Raw genomic sequence first — 26,334 nt, forward strand, 5'->3', positions numbered from 1 at the left:
ATTGGCGAGCTTATCCGGTTTTGAGAATGATTGTCAAATATTATGGAATTTTAGAGGGGGAGGCTGCTTTCACCGTATTGCCCATCAGGCAGGCAATCGTCATCGGGCCGACGCCGCCGGGCACCGGGGTAATCGCGCCCGCGATCCGCACCGCTTCATCGAAATTCACATCGCCGACCAGCTTGCCGGTATCAAGGCGGTTAATCCCGACATCAATCACAATCGCGCCGGGGTTGATCCATCCGCCCTCGACCATCTGCGGCCGTCCAACAGCAGCGACAAGAATATCGGCGCTGGCACACAGTTCCGGCAAATTCCGGGTCCGCGAATGCGCGGTGGTCACGGTGCAGTTCTCCCGCAGGAGAAGCTGCGCCATCGGCTTGCCGAACAGGTTCGACCGGCCAATCACCACGGCATGCAACCCGCTCAGATCCTTCTGTACTTCCTTAATCAGGATCAGGCTTCCTTGCGGCGTGCAGGGCACCAGCCCGTCCTCAATCCCCAAAATCAGCTTTCCCGCGTTCACGGTCGTCAGGCCGTCGACATCCTTTTCCGGTGCGATCATCTGCACCAGCTCTTCCTGAACCCCGGCCAGATGATCGGGCAGGGGCAGTTGCAGCAAAATTCCGTGTACATGCCGGTCATTGTTTAGCGTTACGATCACGGCGGCGATATCCTCGAACGTGCTGTCCGCCGGCATTTTGTGCTCGAAGCTCTTGATCCCGGTTTTTTCGCAGGCCGTGATTTTGTTCCTGACATAGACCTGCGACGCCGGGTCTTCACCCACCAGAATAACCGCCAGCCCCGGTTCGATCCCTTGCGCCTTCAGTTTTTCAACATCGGCGGCAATCTCCGTGCGGACGCGGGCGGCAATTTCTTTCCCATCAATAATTGTGGCGGTCATGGTGGCGTCAGGTCTCCATTAAAAGGGGTATATAAAAATACGCATAATCAGATACTGCAGGACATAGACGCCGAAAATCACGACAATCGGGGTCAAATCCAGCCCGCCGATCGGGGGGATGTATTTGCGGATCGGTTTGTACACCGGATCGGTCAGCTTTCCAAGGAGCCGGACGATATTGGCGGCCTGCGGGTTGGACACTTTGATAACCTCAAAAGCGATCAACCAGCTTGTGATAACGCTGGCGATAATAATCCAGACGTAAATATCCAGCGCCGTAACTAACAACTGTCCCAAAAAAGCCATGGTCATTCTCTTTCATAATGATTGAAACGATCAGGCTTCTTGCTAACATATTGGAAAGGGGCTGTTAACAAAAAATCTGTTAAAATGGGAATATAACGGGAGGACCGATGTTCGGACTGGATGTGCTTACATTATCATCATTACTGGTCATGACGGCCGGGGGCGGTGTGCAATGCACGCTTCCCAAGCCGCCGTCGATCACCGTGAACCCGACAACCAATGAAGTCCGGTATAATTTCAAACAGGACGCCCAGACACTGGGGAAGAAAAAAAGCGGCACGGTTTCTCCCTATGGGCCGGGACATGATACGACAACCGGTGGCCTGCGGCAGGATCAGCCCGAAACCACGCTCCAGGTCCAGTGGGGCGTTGTGAAATATCCCGATCTGGGGGTGGCATGCCTGTATTATGACTCGGTTAAAATCAACATCGAACTGAACCCGACGATCTATATCGCCAAAGATTACATCAATCACAAAAAATGCAAGGCGGCGATCCTCGATCACGAACGGGATCACGTCCGGGTCGACCGTAAGGTCGTCAACAAATACGCCAAGCAGATTGGTCTGTCCGTTAAAAAAGCCGTGGACGGCATAGGGGTCATCGGGCCAATCAGGGTGGAAGATGTAGAAGCCACCCAGAAACAACTGGTCGACCATGTCCGCAACGCGGCAACCGCCCACGATAGGCAGATCAGCGAAGAGATGCAGAGTCTTCAATCACGGGTAGACTCGCTGGAGGAATATCAGCGGATTTCTGAAATCTGTAATAATTAACCCGTTCCTTTTTATTAAATTTTACATAGAAGCGAAGGGTGTGCTAGGGTCCGCCCGTTTAAAGCAATGAACGGATACCGGACATGTTTAAAAATCCTCTCATGGGGGGCTTTTGTGCCCTGCTGTTTTTGCTGGCGGCGCCGTCTGTGACGGCGCAGGCGGCGGAAATATGCCCGGATGTCGCGCCGCCGACCGTTCTGGTCAATATGATCGAAAAGAAAGCCCTGTTTGATGTGAAGCAAAACAAGGTCCAGCTGGCAGCCTATCACATTGATACGGCGGACGTGCCGTTCCACGCCGAAGTGGGGGGCTTGATGCGTGGCAATATCCGTTATGACCGCCGCATCCGCTATGGCCGACAGGTAAACAAAAACAACGGACAGGCGTGTTTGTGGGTACAGGATGTAACGCTCAATGTTTATTTCGAGCCATCCGTTTATGTAGCGCAGGAATATAAGGACGACGCTTGCTGGTTCCGCGAGATTTTTGCACACGAAGCCGAACATGTTGCCATCGACCGTGATATTGCCCGCAAGTATAAAAGCCGCCTGCGGCAGGGCATGTCTTTTGTGCTGTCTGCTCCTGAAGACTACATGATCGGTCCGTTGCCGGACATCGTGATCCCGGATTTCCAGAAAGGGATTGATAAGGATCTGGATGCGGCCGTGAAAGCGTTGCTGGCCGGTATGTCCCGTGAACGCGTGGAGCGTCAGGCCGCCCATGATAATCCGCGCGAGTATGCCCGCCTGTCACACGCCTGTATGGTCCGTTAAATCTGTACAAATAAAAACCGCTGCAAAATGCAGCGGTAAGGAAACTTGCCTGTGAAAACCAAAGAGCCCTTAGTATATACGGTAAGGACTATCTGAATTCTGTTTATAGTATTTCATACAAATGTGTCAAAATTATGGACAAATTGGTCCTGATTTCAAAAAAAACAATCCGGATAAACCGGAAATTACTTTGGGGTATGTCCAAAATTTTTGCGACGGACAAAGATTTGAGCCGCATGTGGTGATTGCTCAATGCAATCGAAAGCAGCGTTAACGCGCTCCCGTAATTGATCCCTTGCCGCATTGATCTTGACGATGCCTTTGAGGACTGTTTCCAGATCGCCGCTTATGTGGCCCGTATGTTTATCTAATTCTGAGGACTGCGATTGGTCCATGGTTTCCTCCTGATTGAATAAGGATAAAAAATAGAAATCTTTCATGTTTATGTCAACAAATATGACGGGAATTTTGCAAATAGGATTGGTTGCCCGTTTTTATCCTGAATTGTTCGTGGTATAATTACCGCTGTTCTTCTCGAACGAACGCTCACCTCTCTTATTCAGGACAGATCACCATGACCACACGCACCGGACAGGATTCTCTCAAGACCCGTAAAACGCTGAGCGTAGACGGCAAGGAATATATCTATTTCAGCCTCAAGGATGCCGCGGCGCAAATCGGCGATGTTTCAAAACTGCCGTTTTCCATGAAGGTTGTGCTGGAAAACCTGCTTCGCTTCGAAGATGGGCGCAGCGTTACGACAGAGGACATCAAGGCCGTCAAAAAATGGCTGGATAACGGCGGCAAAGTTTCACAGGAAATCGCCTATCGTCCGGCCCGCGTTCTGATGCAGGATTTTACAGGTGTGCCGGCGGTTGTTGATCTGGCCGCGATGCGCGACGCCGTTGTCGGATTGGGGGCGGATGCCAAAAAAATTAATCCGCTGGTGCCGGTTGATCTGGTGATTGACCATTCGGTGATGGTCGATGAATTTGGCACGCCAAAGGCTTTTCAGGCGAACGTTGACCGCGAATTCGAACGCAATGGCGAGCGCTATGAGTTTCTGAAATGGGGGCAGGGCGCGTTTGATAATTTCCGCGTTGTGCCACCGGGGACCGGGATTTGCCATCAGGTGAATCTGGAATATTTGGCCCAGACTGTTTGGGTGGATGATTGTGAAAATTGCGGCAAGCCGGTGGCATACCCCGATACATTGGTGGGAACGGATTCTCATACCACGATGGTTAACGGTCTGGCCGTTCTCGGCTGGGGCGTCGGCGGGATCGAGGCCGAAGCCGCGATGCTCGGCCAGCCGATATCCATGATGATTCCGGAAGTCGTCGGGTTTAAACTGACCGGGGCGATGGCTGAGGGCATTACCGCGACGGACCTCGTTCTGACCGTGGTGCAAATGCTGCGGGAAAAAGGCGTGGTTGGTAAATTCGTCGAATTCTATGGCGACGGGCTGAATAACCTTTCGCTGGCCGACCGGGCGACGATCGCCAACATGGCGCCGGAATACGGTGCAACCTGTGGCTTTTTCCCGATTGACGATGAAGTGCTGCGCTATTTGCGCTTTACCGGGCGTGACGAAGACCGCGTCAAGCTGGTCGAAGCCTACGCGAAGGAGCAGGGTATGTGGCGTGAACCGGGCGCAGAGCCTGTTTTCACTTCGACGCTTGCGCTTGATATTAGTACGGTCACGCCGTGTATATCCGGCCCGAAACGCCCGCAAGACAAGATTTTGCTTAAAGATTCCGTATCGTCTTTCACCAATGTCTGCGCCGAAGAAAAATCTGTGCCGGTTGATGGCGCTGATTACAGCCTAGACAACGGCGATGTTGTAATTGCCGCGATCACCAGTTGCACGAATACGTCGAACCCATCTGTTTTGATCGGAGCCGGGCTGGTGGCGAAAAAAGCGCGTGAAAAGGGCTTGAACGTCAAGCCATGGGTGAAAACATCGCTGGCGCCGGGGTCCCAAGTTGTTACGGATTACCTTGAGAAAGCGGGTCTTCAGGACGATCTGGACGCGCTGGGGTTTGACCTGGTTGGTTATGGGTGCACGACTTGCATCGGAAACTCCGGGCCGCTGCCGACGCCGATTGGTAAGGCCGTAGAAGCGGGTGATCTGACCGTAACGGCTGTTCTGTCCGGGAACCGGAATTTCGAAGGACGGATCAGCCCACATGTAAAGGCCAATTATCTGGCTTCCCCGCCGCTGGTGGTGGCGTATGCGATCGCCGGATCTATGATGGTTGATCTGTTGAACGATCCTCTGGGACAGGATCAAGATGGAAACGATGTCTACTTGAAAGATATCTGGCCGACCAATGCCGAGATTGCTGCTGCAGTTGAAAAGGCTCTGACCCCGGCAATGTTCAAGGAACGTTACGCCGATGTGTTCAAGGGGCCGTCCCAGTGGCAGGCCATTACCGGCGCGACCGGCCAGACCTATAGCTGGCGGGATTCTTCAACCTATATCCAAAATCCGCCGTTCTTTACCGGGATGAGCAAAGAAATTACCGCTATTCCGGATATCAAAAACGCACGCTGTCTGGCGCTGCTGGGCGATAGCGTGACGACCGACCATATTTCCCCGGCGGGGTCGTTCAAGCCGGAACACCCGGCCGGTAAATACCTGGTTGAGCACGGCGTTGCGCAACGTGACTTTAACTCCTATGGCTCCCGGCGCGGGAACGACCGCGTTATGACCCGCGGGACGTTCGCCAATATCCGCATCAAGAACCAGATGCTGGACGGCGTCGAGGGCGGCTATACCATGTATGTGCCCACAGGCGAGCAGATGAGCATTTACGATGCCTCGATGAAGTATCAGGAAGCCGGGACGCCGCTAGTTGTGATCGGCGGCAAGGAGTACGGGACGGGTTCCAGCCGCGACTGGGCGGCCAAAGGGACGCGCCTTTTGGGTGTTAAAGCCGTGATCGTCGAGAGCTTCGAGCGTATTCACCGCTCCAACCTTGTCGGGATGGGCGTGTTACCGCTGCAATTCAAAGACGGTACAACGCGCGAAACGCTGGGCCTGACCGGAAAGGAAACCTATTCGATTTCTGGTATTGATGGAAAACTGGCTCCGCGCGCGGATCTGACGCTGCACATCGCATACGAAGACGGTTCGGCCAAAGATGTACCGCTTCTGTGCCGTCTCGATACGGTCGATGAAGTTGATTACTTCCGTAACGGCGGAATTCTGCACTATGTTTTAAGGCAGTTAGCGGCTTAAATCACCCAGTCGCTATCGCCGCCGGCGATACGATCTTCGATTTCGCTCGACAGGGCTTTGCGGGCGAATTCTTCGGCTTCGTTTATAAGAAGCGGGAATTTGGGCCGTTCCGGGCGGTACCGGACGTTTTGCAGATGTTCAAACTGGTCGATGGCGGCATTCAGCTGCCCCAGTTTTTTGATGGCTTCTTCGTGCTGCTTGGCTTCGTCGGATGCGACCGAGATCAGCTCGTAATAAAGCTTTTGCTTTATCATTCCGATCAGGAAAGTCAGTTGTATCCCTTCCAGAAATGCGGCCGAGACACTCAGGCACTGCGAAGGTTTTGCCAGCGGCGTTGTTTCATCCGGCTCGGCGGTGAAGTTAAAGGTCGTCGTACGGCTGGGACTGCGCAGGATAATGCCGCACCGGGCTTCGTCCTTGGCAATGTTGATAATCAGGGCGATGTTGGAATCGTGATGGATATTGACCAGTTTCCCGGCTTGTTTGAAGGCATCTTCGGCGATTTCCAGTGACTTGTCGTAGTTCTGGCGGTTGCGGGCGTCACACTGTTCGATAATATCCAAAAACGGGTGCCGAGTGCCGGGGCCGCCTTCAAAAATAGCGCGGCCTTTGTGATAAACCGCAACCCAGTGTCTGGGGTTGTACTTATCTTCGTATCCTTTGGTAAGGGCGGCATAGGCCTCTTTGAAATCAAAGGGCTTGGGCCGGGTTGTGATCGGGCCTTCCTCCTGAAACGAATGGGCGATTTTGGCCGCCATCCGGGCGCAGCAATGCATGTTCTGGGCGCGGATAACCAGCACTTCGCTTTCCGTGGCCATCGTCGGTTTCAGGGTCAAAACCATGCGGTTGCTCAGGGCAATAACAGGTTCGCTGTCCGAAAGGTCTTTCGGCATCAGGTCTTGAATAACGAATTTTTCGCGCAGTAATGTGGCGTTAAATTCCGGCATGAAGATGGCGCTCTTTCCCTCGATATCCACTATTTTCATTTTAACACAGGCGGTTGCCGGAATGAATTTCTATTTTGGGACAAAAAAACAAGGCCGGGTTAACGGGCCCGGCCCTGTTGTTTGTTCCATACGGCGTGACAGAGACTTTTGGCGTTGTGTATTGGCAGAAAAACCCTCATTTGACCGCAATTTGTCCGGCTCTGTCGTGCCGTCAGGTAACATTAGCAAAGCAGGGTGAAAGAGCGCTTAATTTTACCCGGCATTTTATCTATTCCCGGCGGGAACGGAATTTTGCGGGGATAAGCGCATGATGCGGCTTACGGCCTCTCCGGGGATCGACCATAATGACACTATGAAAGCAAAAATCCTGACCACCGTTGAACCCTGTATTACTCCGGCCATGCACTATGATGGCTGGGCGGCTTCTTACGACGGCGATATGAAGGGGTGGGGGTATAAAGCGCCCCGGATCGTCGCCGAAGGACTGGTCGCTCAGGGCGGTATGACAAACGAGACGCCGGATATTCTGGATCTGGGAATCGGAACGGGGCTGCTCAGCAGCCGGATAAAATCCCACTGGCCGCAGGCCCGTATTACGGGCGTCGACGTGTCCCGGCGGATGCTGGCGGCATGTCGGAAAAAGGGTGTTGCCGACCGTTTGTTCCGTATGGATCTGAATACCGGGCGCTGGCCGTTTCCGGATAAAAGCTTTGATGTTGTGATGTCTGCCGGGGTGATGGAAAGCCTGCCGCGATTGCCCCATATCCTGCAGGAAGCCGCGAGGGTTTTGCGGCCGGGCGGGCTTCTGGCCTTTACCTTTATGCCGGCAGGCCGAACGGTAACCGGTGATGATCCTGTGACCCGGCATCTCAGCCCCGGTCGCCGCCATGGTCGTTTTGTCATGGGGCCGATGGACCTGTACGCCCACGATCCGCTCAACATCCGGGTGCAATGCGCTTTGGCCGGGATCAAAACGCTGGCGGTCCGGCGCTTTACCGGCTACCGCACCTACGTTGTGCTGAAAGTCGATTACGACCTGTTTTTAGGGCGGAAACAACAGGGACCCAGAGCCGAAAACGCCCTGTAGCGCGGCTTGATCGGTATGCCGGGACGGTTCTTGACGTCAGAAACTATTGTAAAGTACGGGCGCCAAGGGTGGGAGAGACATAAATATAGTCCTGCGAGGCCATCTGACGGGCAAGGTCAACGGCGTTTTCAATAAAATTGGCAATACCTTTGCGGCCAAGATGTCTGAAATCATTCGCTTTCCTTTCCAGAGCGGCATTGTATTTTTCGACGTCGGCCGGGGGAATGCCTTGCAAATATTCCCTGTGTTGATGTTTTTTTATGATTGATAACCAGCCTAAGAGCGAAAACGTTACCCTGTCAATTCCCCACAGATTATTTCCCGCTAAAAAATAAAAACCGAAGGGTTTGGAATGGCCGGTGCGTATCACCCCCGTAAACCATCAAACAATAACGATGTGAGGAGTAGATACCATGAACAAGACAAAACAAGCTTTGCTGGCCGGGATGATCCTGACGGGCATGAGTCTCGGCGGTGCCGGGGAAGCCGAAGCCCGTGATGGCATATGCCGCGAATACAGCGAGCATATCCGCATCAGTGGCCGGATCGAGGATGCCTATGGCACAGCCTGCCTGCAGGGTGACGGCAGCTGGAAAATCACGGTAGCTGCAAAACCCGACAGCAGCCGAAGTCGTGACCTCAACCGGGACCGTGATTATGCCGATGCCCGCCGCGAGGTGGTCTATTACGACCATAGCCCGCGTGTGATCTATGTCTATGACCGTGCGCCGCGCTATGGCTATTACTATCCGCCGGGCTTGTGGAAAAAGCGGTATACGCATTACGACAGGCACCAGCATCGTGACCGTCATGAGAATCGGCACGATCGCCGCTACCATTAATTAACCGGAGGGGTTAAGCAAGTTCCCCAACTCCCGACTGGCCGTTTCCCGTCTCTCCCGGCGGGGGGCGGCCTTTTTTAAGATACGGAACGCGCTCTACCTTCTTGCGGGCCGCAAAGGCGTGACGACAGCCCGCGCAACGGTGTCATTGATCATCCCGACGGCTTTTCTTAAAAAGGCGGCAACCGGTAAGCTGCCTTTTTCTTCATACTTGTCTGCAGTCATAAGAAGGGTTTGGTTGCCTTCACTGACCTGACCTTTGGGGACATCACGGATATATTCGTCAACCCGTGCCTGTAATTGCTGGTCATAGAGTCCTTCGGCGGCGGCGATCATGTCCATCAGATAATCTTTATCTTTTTGTTCCCTAATATTTGCTTCCTGAAGCTTTAGGGCCAGAGGAACAGACCCAATCGTTTTACGGGCGTCGTGGTCAAAAAAATCAACAAGTCTACAGTCAAGAACAGGGGTGTCGTCACAAAGCTTTTGAATCGTTTGCAGCGTCAAAGGAAGGGTGAATCGCAGCCCTTCTTCGTCCTCAAAAACCAACTGCGGCACGAATTGCGCGATGTCGTTATATGTTTCCAATATCTGTAAGAAAAGGTCATCCAGATCTGTATCGTCGCTCGCCATAAATCACCGCCCATGTTTGTTTTTTATCGGGGCACTATATTTCCGTAATGTTGGATATGTCAAGGTCTTGATGATAAAACAATGCCCATCCCCGGCGCAAAACAGGGGGTGGGCATTGATGGCTTCTTACGATCGGGAAACAATCAGGCCTTGATATCGACCCGTGACCCGTCGTTGTCTGTGTCGACGCCGCCGGTCCCGCCGGTATCATCGGCATCGCCGTCATTATCGGCGGCAGGCTGTACCGGAGCCGGGGTCGGCTGGCCGTTCGCCTGCGGTTTCTGCAGATACTGCAGATAGGATAGAGACGCTTGTGAAACACTTGAGATCGACATAACAGAACACCTTTCTTGGATGTTGGATCTGGTTAAAGCCGTTGTCTTCTTCAGCGGCCATCGCGTTATCGTGTTTTTCACTGGTAACGAATCCTATTATCGCGGTCGGACCTGAAGGGAACCTGAAGGAAACGCTTCAGGTTCTCTTCAGCTTCGTGATTTAGAAAAGAGTCCAATTGTCACTCTACTACCCACCCCTCATCTCCTTGTGGGGAGATGGGGGGAGACAATAAAAGGCTTCGTCTCAATCATGATCTTGAAAAATCATATAGAAATTAAGGAGTATTCCTCATGAAAAGTTTGGTTGTTTCCGGCCTGATGGCCGTATCGCTTCTGTCTTGCGGCGGCATGGCCCACGCAGAAGATTATAATTTGTATGTTGGCGCCCGCGGCGACATCGCTTTCCCCTCGGATTCGGATGTGAAAGGCGCCGCCACCGGTCAGGTCGAATACGGCTTCAGCAGCGGCGCAGGCGTCGTTCTGGGCTGGCAGCCCGCCGCGCTCGACACGGATAGCGGCGATGTGCGCGTAGAGCTGGAAGGCAGCTATCACGCTTTCGGACTCGACCGGGTCAGAGCAAACAACAACCCGGACGACGATATGACAGCTACGACGATTATGGGCAACGTTTACTATGACATGCACACAGGCAGCGCCTTCACGCCCTATATCGGGGCCGGGATCGGCGAGGCCTTCGTGAAGTTCCCGACCGGCAAGGGGCTGACGAATACGGACGACAGCGACACCGGGCTGGCTTATCAGGCCATGGCCGGCGTGTCCTATACCCCGGAATCGATGCCGCAGACCGACTGGTCGATTGGCTATAAATATCTGGCGCTGGAAAATCCGTCCTTTGCCTCGGCCGGCGGCGGCGTCAAGCTCGACCCCGTGCATGAAAGCGCAATCGAAGTCGGTGTCCGTTACCACTTCTAGGGCTTCTCCTCCAATACACAACGGAGATAGAAAAAAAGGGGTGGGCTCAAAGGCTCACCTCTTTTTTAGGGCGCCGCGGCCATAACCTGCCCGGCGGCGAGGATCGCCCCGTTTTTGTTGCTGTGTGCCAGCAACAGATAACCGTCATGCCGCGCATCGGGGGTCAGCGGTATGGTGGCTTTGTCGCCCTCCGGTGTCACAGACAGGAACGCCCGCACCGGGTGGACATAGCGCATGGTCTTGCCGCGGTTTTCACCGGCTTTGACGCTCTGGGCATAGGCGTTGTCGAACGCCAGCAGGTTATAGGTCACATCCGCGGGCACGCCGCGTAAATCCGCGTGCAGCGCGCCGTTTTCCAAAGTCAGGGGCAGGGGCTTGACCCCGTCGCCCCGCGCCTTTTCCAGCGCCGCAATCACCGCGCTGCGCTTGTTCCCGATCACCTCATGACGCCCGTTAATGACGATCTGTGGCGTGTAGACCCGCTTGTTGCCAAAGGCTGCGGCATAGGCATGCTGCCGCGCCGTGCAGGCGGGCAGGGACAGCGTATCTTTCCAGTTCAGGTGATCCCAGTACGTGACATGACAGCCGACGATATACAGCGGTTCGTCGCCCGTATAATCGGCCAGCAAGTCAGCCGCCAGCGCATCCGCCGCCGGACACGAAGAACAGCTCTGGCTGGTAAACAGCTCCGCCACCACGGGCGGAGGGGTGTCTTGCGACCGCGCTGCGCCCGGCACCCCCCCGATCAGAACCAAAAGAAGTAAAATAACTCTCATAAAAACTTATTCGGAAGGAAGGGGTGGAGGGTTACAAATATTCGTCATTGTGAGAAAGGGCGTGATTAGGGTTTTTTAACTAGGCATGTTTCCGTTTCAATCAAGTAAGCCACGCAATCATCCCTTTCGTGACATTCTTTGGCACTTAAACTCTCTATTTTGTCAGCTGTACATTGGTTCCAATAGGCAAGACAGACCAAGCCTTCGTCTATTTTTTCTTGAAAAAATAAGATGGCAAAACCCAAGAGCATTAAGGCAGAAAAAAGGAGAATGTTTTTGTAGTTTTTTTGCGTCTGGCATCACTCACCCTCTGTCTTCCCGGCGCAATCGCCCGGCATTTCACAGGCTCGGCATTTGTCGCGCTGTTGCTCCCATTTCTCGTGAAAGGCCTGGCTGTCGCCAAATTCCAGATAGTCGTAATAGCGCGCCGGCGGATCCTTGAGCTTTTTGGCATGCTTGATCGGGCACCAATATTGCTCGGTGCGGCTGGCGATTTCGCGCACATAGGCAATGACGCCGTTGGAATACTCACAGTAAATGCAATTCATCTTCTCGATCAGGTTAAGATAGGCGAGGTATTTGCGGTCCATCACGACATAGTCGCGGCGTTTGACCTTGGGAATACCGTAAATCGGAAAACAGATCGCCTGATAGACGCTGACGAACAGATCGCAAACCACCATCGGAATAATCATGGCGTATATAATTGGCGCGGTAAGAATAACCAGCAGCCGCGAGCCGCGCAAATAGCGGATCAGGCCGATTTTCGCCTGACGTTGCAGGGCGAGGGCTTCCTGCTCGAAAATCACTTTGCTGCGTTCAAGGCGATATTGGAATTCCTGCCGCTTCTCGGCCAGATCGCTTTCAACCTCGCTTTGCAGCTCGTGAATTTTGTCGCGAATTTTGTGGGCGAGATTGGTCATGGTCTACCTCATCTCCTTTTTTGTCGGGCTGAAAAGCCACCATAGCATTGCACACTGGGTGAAGCAATTGACGCCTACTCATCGCCCATCTTGAGCGCCGCGATAAACGCGCTCTGGGGAATTTCCACATTGCCGTACTGGCGCATTTTGGCTTTCCCTTTTTTCTGCTTGTCGAGCAGTTTGCGCTTCCGCGTCACATCGCCGCCGTAACATTTCGCGGTCACGTCTTTGCGCAGCGCGGAGATGGTTTCGCGGGCGATGATTTTGCCGCCGATGGCGGCCTGCACCGCGATCTTGAACATCTGGCGGGGGATCAGGTCTTTGAGGCGCTCGCACAGCATCCGCCCGCGGCGTTCGGCCTGCCCGCGCGGGACGATCATCGCCAGCGCGTCAACCGGTTCGGCATTGACCAGCACTTCCATTTTGACAAGATCGCCTTTTTCGTAGCCGTCGAGCTCGTAATCAAAACTGGCATAACCGCGGCTGATACTTTTCAGCCGGTCGTAAAAATCAAACACAACTTCGTTGAGCGGCAGGCGGTACACGATCATCGCCCGGTTCCCGGCATAGGTCAGTTGCTGCTGGATCCCGCGGCGCTCTTCGCACAGTTGCAACAGCCCGCCGAGATAGTCGTCCGGCGTTAAAATCGTCGCCTTGATCCACGGCTCTTCGATATGCTCGATCGACACGACATCGGGCATATCGACGGGGTTGTACAGCTCCATCATATCGCCCTTGGTTTTATAGATATGATACACAACGCTCGGCGCGGTCGGGATCAGGTCGAGATCGAACTCGCGGTCCAGCCGTTCCTGGATGATCTCCATATGCAGCAATCCCAGGAAGCCGCAGCGGAACCCCATGCCCAGCGCCTGTGAATTTTCCGGCTCGTAATGCAGCGCGGCATCGTTGAGTTTAAGCTTGCCGATCGAATCGCGCAGCTTCTCATATTCGCTGCTATCGACCGGGAACAGCGAACAGAACACCATCGGCACACTCGGTTTGAACCCGGCCAGCGGCTTTTCGCAGCGCTTGCGGTCTTCGGTGATCGTATCCCCGACCAGCGTTTCTGAAATATCCTTGATCGCGGCGGTGATAAAACCCATCTCGCCGGGGCCGAGCGCATCGACCATCACGTGCTTGGGCGTGAAAATCCCGACACGGTCGATCTCGCGCACCGCTTTGGTGCCCATGAAATACGCTTTCATCCCTTTGCGCAAATACCCGTCAATTACGCGCACCAGGATCACCACGCCAAGATAAGGGTCATACCAGCTATCGACCAGCAAGGCCTTGGTCGGCGCTTCCATATCACCCTGTGGTGCGGGCAGGCGGGTCACGATGGCTTCCAGCAGGTCGGAATGCCAATTCCGCTTTTTCCCGACACCTGCACGGCATCGGTAGCGTCCAGCCCGATGACATCTTCGATTTGTTCGGCAACGCGCTCCGGCTCGGCGGCGGGCAGGTCGATCTTGTTCAGCACCGGCAGGACTTCGTGATCGTTATCGATCGCCTGATACACATTGGCCAGCGTCTGCGCTTCCACCCCTTGCGAGGCATCCACCACCAGCAAAGACCCTTCACAGGACGCCAGCGAGCGGGACACCTCATAAGAAAAGTCCACGTGCCCCGGCGTATCCATCATATTGAGCTGATACTCAATTCCGTCTTTGGCTTTATAAGCCAGCCGCACAGTCTGGGCCTTGATGGTAATGCCGCGCTCTTTCTCGATATCCATGTTATCGAGAACCTGCTGGGTCATTTCACGCTCCTCCAGCCCGCCGCAGGTCTGGATCAGGCGGTCGGCCAGCGTCGATTTCCCATGGTCGATATGGGCGATAATGGCGAAATTACGAATATGTGCGAGCGGCTTTGTCATGGGGGATTTATTTACCCTATGCCCGCGTCCACGTCACGCAGAATTTTAAGGTAAGCGCGCTGTATATGTATCTTTAATCATTTTTCGGGTAGACTGTTTTATGAATTAAATTAACGGCCTGTGTCTTATGTCTGACGATCAGCTACCCTCGGAATACAAACCGTTTTCATTCGAGCAGGACGTCGTGACGTTCGACTTGTCCGGTTGTGGAAACAGCGCACCCTCTGCGATCAAGCAGATATTCCCGGAACAATATCTGGGCGACCTGTTCCTTGTGTTTGGCCTGTTTGGCACGCCGGAGCGCAATGTTTTGCGCTTCCCGTACGAGGTTCTGGCCCAAAATGCCGTCGTGCTCGTTATGGGGGCGATTAACCACATCTATGACCGTCTGGGGAAGGACGCCGTTGTCGATGTCTATATCGTTCCGCCGCAAGGCTTGCGCGATTTTCCGCCACACCCGGACGGCTATTTTTTTAACGTATCCTCGGCGCCGGATAAGCAGTGGCTTTATACCCATATTGAACGGGAAACCGAAGACCATATGCCGGCAAGACGGGCCGACGCGCAGGGCTTGGTACAAGCGCTGAAAAATATGGTGTCATAAAAAAAGAGAATCATCGGGGCGTGAAAGCCGGGGTATGCTCCAGCTTTTGTACAGGGACTTGTTCGGTTTCTGCCCCTTCGGCGCTGTTTTTGAAAATCCCGGAAAGCTGGTTTTTGATCCAGCCCACGGCTTGTCCGACGCTGTCCTTGAAAAGCAGGCCGATACACCCGGCAAGAACCATTTTACCCATAGTCCACAGGGCGCTGCTCTGTTCTCCCCCGGAAGACATCATGCCGGTAACCGCCATAATGCCGATGATCCCGGCGATTTCATCTTGCTTTAGCTGGCCAAGCTTGAGCCTGTCCTTCAGCTTGCCCAGACCAAAATGCTTCTGCGCCTGTTCTGTCAGTATATTACCGGCCCCGGCGGTCAGTTTTTTCCGGCCCGCGCCGTCAAGCGCCATTTGGTCGGCGGTCCCGACGGCCGCCGCTGTCCAAAACGGATGCTTGAGTGCCCCTCTGATAAGTTTTCCGGCCAGACCCAACATAAAAATATACTCCTTTGTCTCCTCGCATTATGAATAAAAGGGGTTAATATATTGCTAATATGGGCTGTGACGTTGCTGGTTTGTTAAGAATGACCAAAATTCATGTTGAAGAAGCGCCCAAGATCATGTTTGATGGGCCCGCCCCGAGCATGAAAAACAACCCCGGACTGGAGCTTTGAAAATGGATAAGAAAAAGAAACTCAACGTCGTTGTAATTTTCCCGGTGGTCGTGACCGTTGTGCTGGTCTGCGGCCTTCTCTATGGCGTGTTGCAGATGGCTGCCACTCCGGCGGATGGCACTGATGATACCGTTACCGGCGTTTATGAACGGGTCGAGGCCGAAATACCGGCAGCTCTCCCGGATGCGGACCATCACTAGACATCCCTGAAATAAAAACAAATAAAGCCGCCCTGATTATCGCCGGGCGGCTTTGGTTCTTTCATGAAGAGACGCAGGAGGAACACCCCGTCTCTTCACGTTTTATGGGGGTTATCTATTCCAGACCGGGTGTTTTCGGGCCGTCGAATGTTTGTTCGTTGGCAGCATCCGGTGCCACTTTGTTAAAGGCTCCCAGACCCAGCTTTTCGGCTCCGGCGATCTGGGTTGCTGCCCCTAACGCTTGACGGGCCATGCTGCCAGTGGCTGTAACGCCAATCTCATTTGTGCCAACTCCACCGGCGATATCGCCGCCAAATCCGGCCAAAACGTCTTTCACTTGTGCTGCGTTTAATGCTGTCATTTTTTGTTCCTCCTCTATTTTTTTAAGCCTTGTGAAGGATGAGCGGGAAATATTCGCCCCCCTCCGGTTCACCAGTGTTTTCGTTCATCAGAACCATAAGAACCTGAAAAGCGTTCTGCATGTATTTCGTCAGTTTCGGGTCTACGGCAATACCGTACGACCGCGTATCCCCGTCATTCATGACCAGATCCAGTTTATTCGTATCCAGATCGAATTCGAGCCATGAAAGTTTCTTTTTGAACGGCTTGTTGTGAAAAACAATGGCTTCCGCACGGTCGTTAACCACCAGTTCGACATTCACATCACGGTCTGTGCCTTTATTGTACTCCGGCACGGGAGGAGGGGTTTTTTCTGTCATGATGGCTAAAGCTGCTTGCATGTTTGTTTTACTACCCCTGTATCTTAAGCCGTTCTTTAATCCTGTTCAACTACGCTTACACTTTAAAAACTATGTAAATTATACAGCATCTAAACTTCTTGCTGCAAACTTACCCCTAATATATGGGGGAAAGGTTAACGAGCGGTTAAGGAAACCTTACCGGTGACGTTTTTTCTGAGGAAAAAACGATTATTTTTCAGATATTTGGGTCATGGGAATGAAAATCATGTTTTGCATGCCATCTGTCTCATTGGGAACATATATGAACGTGACACGCTGGGCCTGAGCAACTCGCGAACGGAATTTTTCCTGAAGGGGAAACCCCATGTCAAATTCCTTGCCCAATGCCGTAATGAAATGGAGCTCGCCAGTCTCGGCATGAAATACAGCTTTTACCAAATCCAGATCAACCGGCTTTTCGTGATAAATCCAGAGATCGCCAGTCTCGTCACCGACAACGATATCGACATCCGACGGTAAAAACAAAACCGGACGGGATGTCGAAAAATCTTTATTCAGCTTGTCGGAAGGGCGGTCAATCATGGTCCAGACGAGGTTAGAGATAGAATACCTCATTGTCTGCCAAAGGTACCTGTGCCGTCAAGCGGGTTTCCTTAATTATAGACAAGGACTTCCGCAGGTTTCATTTCGATCCGGTTGTCTGGCGTTTGATCGTTTTCGACAGCGGCTCTTTCTCTCAAGCTCTTGCCGCTTTCATGCACGCGGTTTGCCGGGTTCAAAGATTCCTTGTGAGCAGTCTCCAGACTTTCCTTGGCAAAGCCCATAGCCCCGAGGCTGGCGGCGATCGTTCCGGCGAAAACCAGAATTTTGCCGATCATGGTGTCTGAGCCCGGAAGCATATTCAGTATCCGGTCAGAGGCCAGCAACGCGACCCCAAAAGCAACCCACTTACCGATATCCGGGTGTTCCATAAAGAACTGGGGAACTTCGGTTTTCAGGAAATGCCCGGCTTCTTTAACCCACGGAACAACCCCCGGCAGACCGGCATAGTTGAACAGGTTCGAAATGCCGTCTCCCAGGCTGTCCAGCATGCCGCCGTCGGCACCCGCAGAAGAGGGACCCCCGGCATGGATGCCGTTTCCGCTCCCGGCGCTCATTCTGTGTGCCGCCGCTTTGTCTGTTTCAAGAAGATTAGCGGCACCTTCCATAGCGGCGCCGGTGATGTAATCACCTTCTTGCTTGTTTTCGGCGGCTTGTTGCCGCAACGCATCGGCGCTGCCATCACGCACTTCTTCGTTATATACAAGCCCTTCTTTTGCCGCTACGAGTGTCGTTGTTGCGAGTACGTGATCTTTCGGCAGCGTAACGGCAGATTTAAAGGCCTCTTTTGTAGCACTGCCGGCTTTTGTTAAGCGCGATGCATTTTCCTGAGCGATCAGGGCACTGCTGGCCGCTGTCCGCGTTGTTTGTGTAACAACTCTGGAGTTTTCCAGACCTTCGACGCCCTCTGCTGTCAATTTGCCTTTGCCTTGGGCTTTATCCAACAGACGACCGGAAATCAGATTCTTGTCGGCATCGGGAATGCCCGGGTTCCGGTGGATATTTTTAACTTGCGCGGCAACGTCATCGCCGCCTTTGCGAATTTCTTTTTTAGCGAGCGTGGCAACATTATCGGCAACCCCTCTCGTGGCGGCTTTCGCGGCTAGCTTAGCCCCGCCTTTTGCCAATCCCGCAGCGCCCGTAACATAAGTCAAGGCCTCGCCGGTTATTTTGGCGCCCCCGTAAATGCTGGCTTCCGTCGCATTGAGAATTTTAACGTCCATCCCCACGGCATCGGCCGCGGACCGTACGCCATCGGCGATCCCTTTACCGGCGCTGCCTTCATATAATGAGTAATCAAAGGCCCATTCACTACCGACATCAACTAGATCGGCAATATAGCCCGGCGTAGCAATGACTTCTGCTACGGCACCGTCAAAAGCGCCGCGGGCGCCAACGGCCACTTTGTGCCAGAAGCCCGATTCCAGTGTTGTTTCTTCTGTTGTTGGTGCGGTTGCCACGTTTAAACCCTTTCTATTCCTCGCTTTAACTCCTTTATGCACAAAATGTTTTAACATTTAGTTAAAATGCTTAATATTTTTATGGAAATATAAAGAAACGTGAGAGGTTATCCGTCATTGCGAGGGGCGCAGCGACGCGGCAATCCGGGCGGGATTGCTTCGTCATTTCATTCCTCGCAATGACAGTAAAGCGGGGCCTTAGTGCCGGAAATGCCGCATATCGGTAAACACCATGGCCAGCCCGCGTTCATCGGCGGCGGCAATAACGTCCTCATCGCGGATCGAGCCACCCGGCTGGATCACGGCGGTCGCTCCGGCCTCGGCGGCGGTAATCAGGCCATCCGCAAAGGGGAAGAACGCATCGGACGCCACAACAGACCCCTTGGTCAGGGCATGGTCGATTCCGGCGGCCTCAGCGGCATCTTTTGATTTCTGGGCGGCGATTCGGGTGGAATCGACCCGGCTCATCTGCCCGGCGCCGATCCCGACGGTGGCCTGATCCTTCACATAGATAATCGCGTTGGATTTAACGTGTTTGCAGACCTTGAAAGCAAAGATCATGTCGTTAAGCTCTGCTTCGGTCGGTTCGCGTTCCGTGACAACCTTCAGCATCTCTTTGGAAATCACACCGTTATCGGTATCTTGCACCAGCATCCCGCCGGCGATGGTTTTGACCTGCCGCCGTGGCGTTGCCGGGTCGGGCATGCCGCCCGTGGTCAGAACCCGCAGGTTTTTCTTGGTCGCCAGCACATCCAGCGCCGCTGTTTCAACGGACGGGGCGATGATGACTTCGCTAAAGACCTTGATGATCTCCTCGGCGGTTTCCTTGTCCAGAGGGCGGTTCAGGGCGATAATGCCGCCAAAGGCACTAACCGGGTCGCAGCGCAGCGCCAGCCGGTAAGCATCCAGACAAGTCTCCCCGATGGCCACGCCCGACGGGTTGGCATGTTTGATAATGGCTACGGCAGGCTCTTCAAACTCGGCAACCAGCTCAAACGCCGCATCTGTATCGTTCAGATTGTTATAGGACAGCTCCTTGCCCTGAATCTGGCTGGCGGTTGCCACGCCGGGGCGCACGCTGCCATCCAGATAAAGCGCGGCGCGCTGATGGGGGTTTTCCCCATAACGCAGCGATTGCTTGATATCGCCGGAAAAACTGATTCGACGGGGGAACTCTTCCTTGTCGACCTGCGCGGCAAACCAGCTGGCAATATTGGAATCATAGGTCGACGTCAGGGCATAAGCATTGGCCGCCAGCCGCTTGCGCAGGGCATAGGTCGTTGCGCCGTCATGGGTCGCCAGATCTTCCAAAACCGTGTTGTAGTCCTGCGGATCGGTCACGATGGTAACGAATTCATGGTTTTTGGCCGCTGCCCGCACCATGGCCGGCCCGCCGATATCTATGTTTTCGATGGCCGTATCGAAATCGGCGCCCGCCTTCACAACTTCGACAAAGGGATACAAATTGACGACGATCAGGTCGATATCGCCGATATCGTTGTCTTCCATGGCCTGTTTGTGGTCAGCCTTGTCACGGCGGGCGAGGATGCCGCCATGAACCTTCGGATGCAGGGTCTTGACCCGGCCATCCATAATTTCAGGAAAGCCCGTGTAATCGGAAACATCCCGGACATCAATGCCAGCCTCTTTCAGAGCCTTGGCCGTTCCCCCGGTCGACAGGATTTCAACGCCGTAGGCCGCCAGTTTTTGCGCAAAATCAGCCAGCCCGTCTTTGTTGGAAACAGAGATCAGGGCGCGTTTGACTGTAACGGCGCGCGGATCGCGGATGGTGTTCTCGGAAGAGGAAGCGGCAGATGCGGAAGTGCTCATATTTTGTCCTTAGTCTTAAAGGTGTCCAAGGACTGTGTTTTAATCCTACACGACGGCTTGTGCAAGGGCTTCTGTGTCGTAAGTGCCGTTTTCCAGCGCATAAAGGCCGCGATATTCCTTCATTCCCTTAAAAGCGCTATCAAGCCCCAGAACGGTTTCGGCCCCGCCCAGGAAAAGGAATCCGTCTTTTTGTATTTGTCCGGAGATCTTGCCCAGAACATTTTTTTTGATCGGTTCGTCAAAGTAAATCAGGACGTTCCGGCAAAAAACGACATCGAACGTTCCCAGGGAACCTGTATCATCCAGCAGGTTAAAATAATTGAACCGGACCATATTTTTGATATTGTCGTTAATCTGCCAGCGCTCACCATTTTGAGTGAAATATTTCAGCAACATCTGGATCGGCAGCCCCCGCTGAACCTCGAACTGCGAGAATTCACCTTTGCGGGCTTTGTCGAGAATTTCGTTGGAGATATCGGTGCCGACGATTTCAATGCGCCATCCGGCGATCAGGCTTTCCTGCTCTTTCAAAAGCATGGCCAGAGAGTAAGCTTCCTGACCGCTGGAACAGGCCGCGGACCAAATCCGTATAGTCCGGCGCTGGGCCCGTGTTTTCAGCAAATAGGGCAAGACGACAGATTTGAACGTATCGAACGGACGCTGGTCGCGGAAAAAGGATGTTTCATTTGTCGTCATGGCTTCGACGACATCCTTGATTAAATCCTGATTGGCCATCGCCCGCAAAGCAACGGTCATGGCGTCAAGCGACGGATATTCCCATTTCTTGGCAATGGGCGTCAGGCGCGAGTCGAGGAGATAAGCCTTGTCAGACGTCAAGGATAACCCTGAGCGCTTGTAAAGCAAATCCTTGTAAAAGTCGAAATCTCCAATATGCATCCTTAGGTGCCCTTGCCTTATCCTAAATTCGTTTCATAACTGCGTCGCGTGCCCACGGACCAAGTTTGTCAACCGGCAGCACCGCAGAACATATCCCGGCCGTGGCAACGGCTCCCGGCATACCCCATACGGTACTTGTTTTCTCATCCTGGGCGATGACCCGTCCTCCGGCTTCAACCAGTTTCTGACATCCTTTTTTCCCATCATACCCCATGCCGGTCAAAATCACTGCCAGAATTTTTTTGCCGTATATATCAATCAGGCTACGCATCATGGGGTCGACGGCCGGTTTACAGAAATTTTCTTGAGGACCATCGTTAACGTCGATAACGGTTTTGCCGTTTTGTTGTTTAAACAACATATGATAACCACCGGGAGCGACGTAGACCGTGCCGGGTTCAAGGCTCATGCCCTGAGCGCCCTCATGGCACGGCAGCCCGCAATTTTGCTCGATATGTTTGGCCAGCATGGCCGTAAATGTTTTGGGCATGTGCTGGGTAACAACAATCGGAATATCAAAATCCTTGAAGTTCTTGATGACTTCGAACAGAGCCTGCGGCCCGCCGGTAGAACTGCCGATGGCAAGAATGTCAGGTTTTCCCTTATAAGAAAAACGGTCATCATGCAGCTGTATATCAGAGCTGGTAAACGGCATGGCCGTTGTAACGGTCGCCGGTCTGGAGGCTGTTGCCGGGGACGGGATTCCTGATGGCACCGTCGTTATGCCGATCTTGGGGCCAAGCGCCCGTATCAAGCGCAACAGATCATCCTGAAAAGCGGACGCGCTGTTGATCTCGCTGGTGCTGCTCGGTTTTGCAAGGCATTCTGTCGCGCCAAGGGCCAGTGCCTGCATGGAAATGGCGGCGCCTTTGGCGCTAAGCGTCGAGCAAATCAAGACCTTGGTGTCGGGTTTTTGTTCTAAAATGAGCGGCAGGGCCGTTAAACCGTCCATTTCCGGCATTTCTATGTCCAGAACAACAACGTCAGGAGCAGCGCGTTTGACGCTGTCGACAGCCACGCGTCCGTTATGAACGGACGATACAATTTCAACGACAGGATCTTTTTGCAGCGCGCGGGAAATCAGGCCGCGAATAACGGCCGAATCGTCAACCAGCATAACCCTGATTTTATCGCGCGTGTTTTCAGTTGTAGAGGAGGGGGCGGTCGGTTCCATACCTTCAATTTCCATTTATCTATAGACTTGCCTTCTTTCGGGCTTTTTTGTTTTATTAAAGCAGGCCGACTTGGGTGAATTTGTCTTTGATGATCTCACTGTCAAACGGTTTCATGATGTATTCGTTGGCCCCGGCTTGTATAGCGCGGGTGATGTGGGCCAGATCGTTCTCGGTCGTGCAGAACACGACCTTGGGGGCGTCCCCGCCCGGCATCTGCCGGAGCTTTTCGAGGAATTCAATACCGCTCATGACCGGCATGTTCCAGTCCAGAAGAACGGCCCCCGGCATGGAGACTTCACAAGCTTCGAAAGCTTTTTGTCCATCTTCGGCTTCGTCACACTGAAACCCTAGATCTTCCACAATACGGCGGGCGACCTTTCGAACAACGCGGCTATCATCGACAATCAGGCATGTTTTCATGATTTTTCTATGACCTTATTTGTACGGGTTAAGAATAAACGAAAAGAAAAAACGGTTAAGAATGTACCGTATTTAATAGTTTGGGTACGTCCAGAACAACCAGCAACTGTTTTTCCATCTGGTATATCCCCAGAGATATTTCCCGCCAGACCGGGTCCAGCGTGGCCGGGTTACCTTCGAAATCACAGTGATAAAGCGTCAGGACATCGCCGACATCGTCAATAATCAGGCTGTAAAGCTCATTTTCGTGTTCAACGACAACGCTCATCTCCGTGCCGGCATCTGTATTTATGTTCAAACCCAGCCGGCAGCGCACGTCGATCGCCGTAACAATACGGCCCCGCAAGTTCAGAGAGCCGGCGACTTCCGGTGGGGCCAGCGGTATTTTTGTAACGCGTTGCTCGCCCAGAACATCCTGTACCTGCAGGACAGGAATACCGAAAAGCTGCCCGGCAATAACCACAGTCAGATAATCTTGCGATTCACCCAAACGGATGTCTTCTTCGTGATGTTCGCGATCCAGAATGCTTGTTTGCGCCGTCATGATGCTTCTCCATATTGCTCGGATAATGTTTGCGACAGGGTATCAAGGAGAGTGTCGCGGTCGAATTTGGCGATGTATTTGTTGAATCCGGCTTCCATCCCGCGGCTCATATCCTGAGGCGTGGCATGAGAGGATAAAGCAACCAGCGGCGTATCCTGCCAGTTTTTCTGGGCCTTAACCTTTGCTGCAAATTCAAAGCCGTTCATTTCCGGCATCTCGATATCACTGATAATAACGTCGAACTCCCGGCCTTCGTCGCACAGTTCTAACGCTCTCAAGGCGCTTTCTGCCGTTGTGACCTTGTACCCGGCCACCCGCAAGAGAGGTGTAAGCATGTTGCGGAAAAAGGGACTGTCCTCGACCAGCAAAATCCGTTTATGAGCGGCGTCAACATTGTTGTCTTGCCGGAAAGGCTCGTCACCGTGGTTTTTGAACCAGTTACCGGATATTTGTTTGAGGAAATATCCGACATCAATCACGTCTGTGGATTTTTCATCAATGATGGCGCTGCCCAGAATACCGTTATTACCGGTAATCTGTACGTCGACATGCTCTTCCTTGATGTCAATGATCTGATCGACGATCAGGCCCATCGAGCGATTTTCATCGGCAAAGACCAAAACCGGTTTGTGGCCTTCCGTTCCGACGTTGATCTCGGAGTTCAGGGGCATCAGGGGCATCAGGTGACCGCGATATTGCACGACCATGCCGCCATTGGCCCTTTCGATGTTTGACACGTTGATTTCTTCCAGACGGGAAATCAATTCCAGAGGCACGGCACGCGGAGCATTCCCGCCAGCCATGAACAAAAGCAAAGTAGTGCGGTCAACGGTGTCAGCCCGGGCCGCGGCGCTTTCGTCGGAAACTTCCATCGTGTCGGAAGAGTCGATTTCTCCGGAGCATTTGGCAATCCCGGCCGGGTCAAGAATCATGATAACGCTGCCGTCACCAAGGATCGTGTTGCCGGAGAACATATCGATATCTCGCAGGATATTAGCCACAGGCTTGACGACGATTTCCTCGGTATCGAAAACGCGGTCGACAATAATCCCCAAGGTGTAAGCGCCAACCTGCGTAACGACAATATACCGGTTTTTGCTGTCTGTTTCCGGCGCGTCGGATTCTTCCGGAGCATCCAGCTTTAACAATTCCCGCAAGGATACCAGCGGCAAAAGATGGTCCCGCAAGCGTAAAACCGGCGTACCCTTAATGGTTTCGATCCGGTTGTCTCCCTCGACCGAGGCCATGACCAGTTCGCGTACCGCCAGTTGCGGAATAGCAAAGCGTTCGCCGGCAACCTCGACAATCAGGGCTGATACGATGGCCAGGGTCAGCGGTATCTTGATTAAAAAGCGTGAACCTTGTCCTTCTACGGATTTCAATTCAATAGATCCGCCGATTTTCTCGATATTGGTGCGAACAACGTCCATGCCGACGCCTCGCCCGGATACGGATGTCACTTTTTCCGCTGTCGAAAAACCGGGTTTAAAGATGAACTGCTGGATTTGCTGTGCCGACATTTCCGCCAGCTCTTCCGCGGTGGCGAGGCCGTTGGCGATAATTTTTCTTTTGATTTTATCAACCGGCAACCCGCGCCCGTCGTCGGATATCTCGATAATGATGTGCCCGCCTTCATGATAGGCGTTCAGCAGCAATTTACCCATTTCCGGTTTCCCGGCAGCCAGCCGGTCTTCCGGTGATTCAATACCGTGATCGGCGGAATTGCGAACCATATGCGTCAGCGGGTCTTTGATAAGCTCCAGAACCTGACGGTCAAGTTCCGTGTCTTTCCCGCGCATCTCCAGGTCGATTTTCTTGCCGAGATCAAGGCTGATATCGCGAATAATCCGCGGCAACTTGGCCCAGGCATTACCGATGGGCTGCATCCGGGTTTTCATGACGCCTTCCTGCAAATCGGACACGACATGGTTCAAACGCTGCAACGGAACACCAAATTCGCTATCGTTCTGGTTTCTCAGAATTTGCAAGAGCTGGTTACGAGTCAGGACAAGCTCACTGACCATGGTCATAAGGTTTTCAAGCACATCAACATTCACACGCAACGACTGTGCTGCCACAGATGATTCGCGGGCAATACCCATTTCTACAGGTTCGGCGGCTTGCACAGCCGGGGAAGGGGGCGGAGGAGGGGGCGCTTCATCCTGAATATCATCCGCAGAATCTCCTGCCATAACTTGTTCGATCGGCATGACTTCAGCAGCGGCAAAGGCGGCTTCCAGCTCGGCTTCCAGCTCGGCTTCCGTGGCATGCCCGCCGGCGCTTTCTTCCTGTTCGGCAGAGGTAGCCTGCTCGGCGGCCAGTTTCTCACGGGCCATCTGTACGGCGCGGTCGAGTTCCTGTTGCGGCGTTAATTTCTCATCGTCGCTAGTGGCTTTCTCATAAACGGCGGCCAGCCGGTTTTTAAGATCGGTGTCATCGCCTTCCGGTTCCGATCCTGTTTCTTCGATGCCGCGAATAATGCCTTTGATGCAATCCAGACATTCAAAAATCAGGGTAACATACTCCGGTGTGACGTCTAATACGCCATCCCGGAACAGCCCCAGCACATCTTCACCTTTATGGGCGACTGATTCGAGCCGCGGAAGTCCTAGAAACCCGCAAGTTCCCTTGATCGTATGGACGAGACGGAATATCTGGGATAGTAAGTCTTTATCGTTCGGATTCTGCTCAAGGTTGACCAGATCGGTATCCAGCGCACCCAGAGCTTCGTTCGTTTCAGTCAGAAACTCGGTAATCAAATCATCCATACTGCTCTCCCCAGACCAATTCGGAATATTTTCTGTCATACGCACACGAGCCTCCTGCCCGCGGCAACAGCCAACTATACCAGCCTTTTGTTAAAGAGCCGTATAGACAGC

General features: G+C 53.3%; 28 protein-coding genes and 1 pseudogene. 8 read left to right on the forward strand and 21 right to left on the reverse strand.

The genetic code is table 11. From position 1 onward, the window contains the following. Nucleotides 1–40: 40 nt before the first annotated feature. Together folD and H6868_04885 are read right to left on the reverse strand one after the other, a co-directional pair. Entirely contained in the window at nucleotides 41–904 is an 864-nt protein-coding gene (gene folD / locus H6868_04880; GenBank protein ID MCB9988656.1) for a bifunctional methylenetetrahydrofolate dehydrogenase/methenyltetrahydrofolate cyclohydrolase FolD, read from the reverse strand. An 18-nt stretch (nucleotides 905–922) separates the two neighbouring features. Further along, the gene (locus H6868_04885) at nucleotides 923–1,210 is read right to left on the reverse strand and encodes a YggT family protein (protein ID MCB9988657.1); all 288 of its coding nucleotides are present in this window, start codon (nucleotides 1,208–1,210) and stop codon (nucleotides 923–925) included. A gap of 107 nt (nucleotides 1,211–1,317) precedes the next feature. Between H6868_04885 and H6868_04890 the strand changes: the two genes are divergently transcribed. Continuing rightward, the gene (locus H6868_04890) at nucleotides 1,318–1,986 is read left to right on the forward strand and encodes a hypothetical protein (GenBank protein ID MCB9988658.1); all 669 of its coding nucleotides are present in this window, start codon (nucleotides 1,318–1,320) and stop codon (nucleotides 1,984–1,986) included. 83 nt (nucleotides 1,987–2,069) lie between these two features. Beyond that, nucleotides 2,070–2,759 carry a hypothetical protein gene (locus tag H6868_04895; protein ID MCB9988659.1) on the forward strand — a complete coding sequence of 230 codons (690 nt, stop codon included), beginning with the start codon at nucleotides 2,070–2,072 and terminating at the stop codon, nucleotides 2,757–2,759. Nucleotides 2,760–2,944: 185 nt separating this feature from the next. On the opposite strand, the gene H6868_04900 is transcribed toward H6868_04895, so the two are convergent. Further along, complete coding sequence (locus H6868_04900; GenBank protein ID MCB9988660.1) at nucleotides 2,945–3,154, reverse strand: hypothetical protein; 210 nt, start codon at nucleotides 3,152–3,154, stop codon at nucleotides 2,945–2,947. A gap of 179 nt (nucleotides 3,155–3,333) precedes the next feature. On the opposite strand from H6868_04900, the gene acnA reads away from it, so the two are divergent. Continuing rightward, the gene (acnA, locus tag H6868_04905; GenBank protein ID MCB9988661.1) at nucleotides 3,334–6,003 is read left to right on the forward strand and encodes an aconitate hydratase AcnA; all 2,670 of its coding nucleotides are present in this window, start codon (nucleotides 3,334–3,336) and stop codon (nucleotides 6,001–6,003) included. Here acnA and H6868_04910 read toward each other — a convergent pair. After that, a complete protein-coding gene (locus H6868_04910) occupies nucleotides 6,000–6,950 on the reverse strand; it encodes a hypothetical protein (protein ID MCB9988662.1) in 951 nt (316 codons plus the stop codon). The genes acnA and H6868_04910 overlap by 4 nt on opposite strands. Before the next feature lie 307 nt (nucleotides 6,951–7,257). Between H6868_04910 and H6868_04915 the strand changes: the two genes are divergently transcribed. Then, nucleotides 7,258–8,037, forward strand: coding sequence for a class I SAM-dependent methyltransferase (locus tag H6868_04915; GenBank protein MCB9988663.1), 780 nt, complete (start codon nucleotides 7,258–7,260; stop codon nucleotides 8,035–8,037). A 43-nt stretch (nucleotides 8,038–8,080) separates the two neighbouring features. Here H6868_04915 and H6868_04920 read toward each other — a convergent pair whose 3' ends face one another. After that, nucleotides 8,081–8,407, reverse strand: a complete 327-nt coding sequence (locus H6868_04920) for a hypothetical protein (GenBank protein MCB9988664.1) — start codon at nucleotides 8,405–8,407, stop codon at nucleotides 8,081–8,083. 43 nt (nucleotides 8,408–8,450) lie between these two features. On the opposite strand from H6868_04920, the gene H6868_04925 reads away from it, so the two are divergent. Next, complete coding sequence (locus tag H6868_04925) at nucleotides 8,451–8,879, forward strand: hypothetical protein (protein ID MCB9988665.1); 429 nt, start codon at nucleotides 8,451–8,453, stop codon at nucleotides 8,877–8,879. 96 nt (nucleotides 8,880–8,975) lie between these two features. On the opposite strand, the gene H6868_04930 is transcribed toward H6868_04925, so the two are convergent. Both H6868_04930 and H6868_04935 read right to left on the reverse strand, forming a co-directional pair. Continuing rightward, nucleotides 8,976–9,512, reverse strand: coding sequence for a hypothetical protein (locus H6868_04930; protein ID MCB9988666.1), 537 nt, complete (start codon nucleotides 9,510–9,512; stop codon nucleotides 8,976–8,978). A 143-nt stretch (nucleotides 9,513–9,655) separates the two neighbouring features. After that, a complete protein-coding gene (locus tag H6868_04935) occupies nucleotides 9,656–9,847 on the reverse strand; it encodes a hypothetical protein (GenBank protein ID MCB9988667.1) in 192 nt (63 codons plus the stop codon). 291 nt (nucleotides 9,848–10,138) lie between these two features. Between H6868_04935 and H6868_04940 the strand changes: the two genes are divergently transcribed. Continuing rightward, entirely contained in the window at nucleotides 10,139–10,780 is a 642-nt protein-coding gene (locus tag H6868_04940) for an outer membrane beta-barrel protein (GenBank protein MCB9988668.1), read from the forward strand. A gap of 65 nt (nucleotides 10,781–10,845) precedes the next feature. Here the strand turns inward: H6868_04940 and H6868_04945 are convergent, their stop codons facing one another. The 3 genes and pseudogenes from H6868_04945 to lepA all read right to left on the reverse strand — a co-directional run bounded on the left by H6868_04945 (nucleotide 10,846) and on the right by lepA (nucleotide 14,358). Then, on the reverse strand, nucleotides 10,846–11,556 hold the full coding sequence (locus H6868_04945) for a DUF1223 domain-containing protein (GenBank protein ID MCB9988669.1): 711 nt from the start codon (nucleotides 11,554–11,556) through the stop codon (nucleotides 10,846–10,848). A gap of 299 nt (nucleotides 11,557–11,855) precedes the next feature. After that, the gene (locus H6868_04950) at nucleotides 11,856–12,479 is read right to left on the reverse strand and encodes a hypothetical protein (protein ID MCB9988670.1); all 624 of its coding nucleotides are present in this window, start codon (nucleotides 12,477–12,479) and stop codon (nucleotides 11,856–11,858) included. Nucleotides 12,480–12,553: 74 nt separating this feature from the next. Beyond that, nucleotides 12,554–14,358, reverse strand: a pseudogene (gene lepA, locus H6868_04955) (elongation factor 4). A 127-nt stretch (nucleotides 14,359–14,485) separates the two neighbouring features. On the opposite strand from lepA, the gene H6868_04960 reads away from it, so the two are divergent. Beyond that, nucleotides 14,486–14,962 (forward strand): hypothetical protein, encoded by a 477-nt coding sequence (locus H6868_04960; GenBank protein ID MCB9988671.1) that lies wholly within the window; start codon nucleotides 14,486–14,488, stop codon nucleotides 14,960–14,962. Nucleotides 14,963–14,972: 10 nt separating this feature from the next. On the opposite strand, the gene H6868_04965 is transcribed toward H6868_04960, so the two are convergent. After that, nucleotides 14,973–15,449: a hypothetical protein gene (locus H6868_04965; protein ID MCB9988672.1), complete on the reverse strand. Its 477-nt coding sequence runs from the start codon at nucleotides 15,447–15,449 to the stop codon at nucleotides 14,973–14,975. Nucleotides 15,450–15,630: 181 nt separating this feature from the next. Here H6868_04965 and H6868_04970 point away from each other — a divergent pair, with 181 nt between their 5' ends. Then, the gene (locus H6868_04970) at nucleotides 15,631–15,828 is read left to right on the forward strand and encodes a hypothetical protein (protein MCB9988673.1); all 198 of its coding nucleotides are present in this window, start codon (nucleotides 15,631–15,633) and stop codon (nucleotides 15,826–15,828) included. 115 nt (nucleotides 15,829–15,943) lie between these two features. Here H6868_04970 and H6868_04975 read toward each other — a convergent pair whose 3' ends face one another. The 10 genes from H6868_04975 to H6868_05020 form a co-directional block, all read right to left on the reverse strand. Continuing rightward, complete coding sequence (locus H6868_04975) at nucleotides 15,944–16,189, reverse strand: hypothetical protein (protein MCB9988674.1); 246 nt, start codon at nucleotides 16,187–16,189, stop codon at nucleotides 15,944–15,946. Nucleotides 16,190–16,211: 22 nt separating this feature from the next. Continuing rightward, the gene (locus H6868_04980; protein MCB9988675.1) at nucleotides 16,212–16,547 is read right to left on the reverse strand and encodes a hypothetical protein; all 336 of its coding nucleotides are present in this window, start codon (nucleotides 16,545–16,547) and stop codon (nucleotides 16,212–16,214) included. A gap of 210 nt (nucleotides 16,548–16,757) precedes the next feature. Beyond that, nucleotides 16,758–17,111 carry a hypothetical protein gene (locus H6868_04985; GenBank protein ID MCB9988676.1) on the reverse strand — a complete coding sequence of 118 codons (354 nt, stop codon included), beginning with the start codon at nucleotides 17,109–17,111 and terminating at the stop codon, nucleotides 16,758–16,760. Nucleotides 17,112–17,182: 71 nt separating this feature from the next. Beyond that, nucleotides 17,183–18,589, reverse strand: a complete 1,407-nt coding sequence (locus H6868_04990; protein ID MCB9988677.1) for a hypothetical protein — start codon at nucleotides 18,587–18,589, stop codon at nucleotides 17,183–17,185. Nucleotides 18,590–18,787: 198 nt separating this feature from the next. Continuing rightward, the gene (purH, locus tag H6868_04995; protein MCB9988678.1) at nucleotides 18,788–20,419 is read right to left on the reverse strand and encodes a bifunctional phosphoribosylaminoimidazolecarboxamide formyltransferase/IMP cyclohydrolase; all 1,632 of its coding nucleotides are present in this window, start codon (nucleotides 20,417–20,419) and stop codon (nucleotides 18,788–18,790) included. A gap of 45 nt (nucleotides 20,420–20,464) precedes the next feature. Next, on the reverse strand, nucleotides 20,465–21,316 hold the full coding sequence (locus tag H6868_05000; protein MCB9988679.1) for a protein-glutamate O-methyltransferase CheR: 852 nt from the start codon (nucleotides 21,314–21,316) through the stop codon (nucleotides 20,465–20,467). Nucleotides 21,317–21,338: 22 nt separating this feature from the next. Further along, complete coding sequence (locus H6868_05005; GenBank protein ID MCB9988680.1) at nucleotides 21,339–22,490, reverse strand: chemotaxis response regulator protein-glutamate methylesterase; 1,152 nt, start codon at nucleotides 22,488–22,490, stop codon at nucleotides 21,339–21,341. Between the two features lie 55 nt (nucleotides 22,491–22,545). Next, on the reverse strand, nucleotides 22,546–22,911 hold the full coding sequence (locus tag H6868_05010) for a response regulator (GenBank protein MCB9988681.1): 366 nt from the start codon (nucleotides 22,909–22,911) through the stop codon (nucleotides 22,546–22,548). A 55-nt stretch (nucleotides 22,912–22,966) separates the two neighbouring features. Further along, the gene (locus H6868_05015) at nucleotides 22,967–23,455 is read right to left on the reverse strand and encodes a chemotaxis protein CheW (protein MCB9988682.1); all 489 of its coding nucleotides are present in this window, start codon (nucleotides 23,453–23,455) and stop codon (nucleotides 22,967–22,969) included. Continuing rightward, nucleotides 23,452–26,223, reverse strand: a complete 2,772-nt coding sequence (locus tag H6868_05020) for a chemotaxis protein CheW (GenBank protein MCB9988683.1) — start codon at nucleotides 26,221–26,223, stop codon at nucleotides 23,452–23,454. Before H6868_05020 ends, H6868_05015 begins: the two co-directional genes overlap by 4 nt. Between the last annotated feature and the right edge of the window lie 111 nt (nucleotides 26,224–26,334).

The sequence above is a fragment of the Rhodospirillales bacterium genome, from assembly GCA_020638175.1.
GTDB lineage: Bacteria > Pseudomonadota > Alphaproteobacteria > Micavibrionales > Micavibrionaceae > JACKJA01.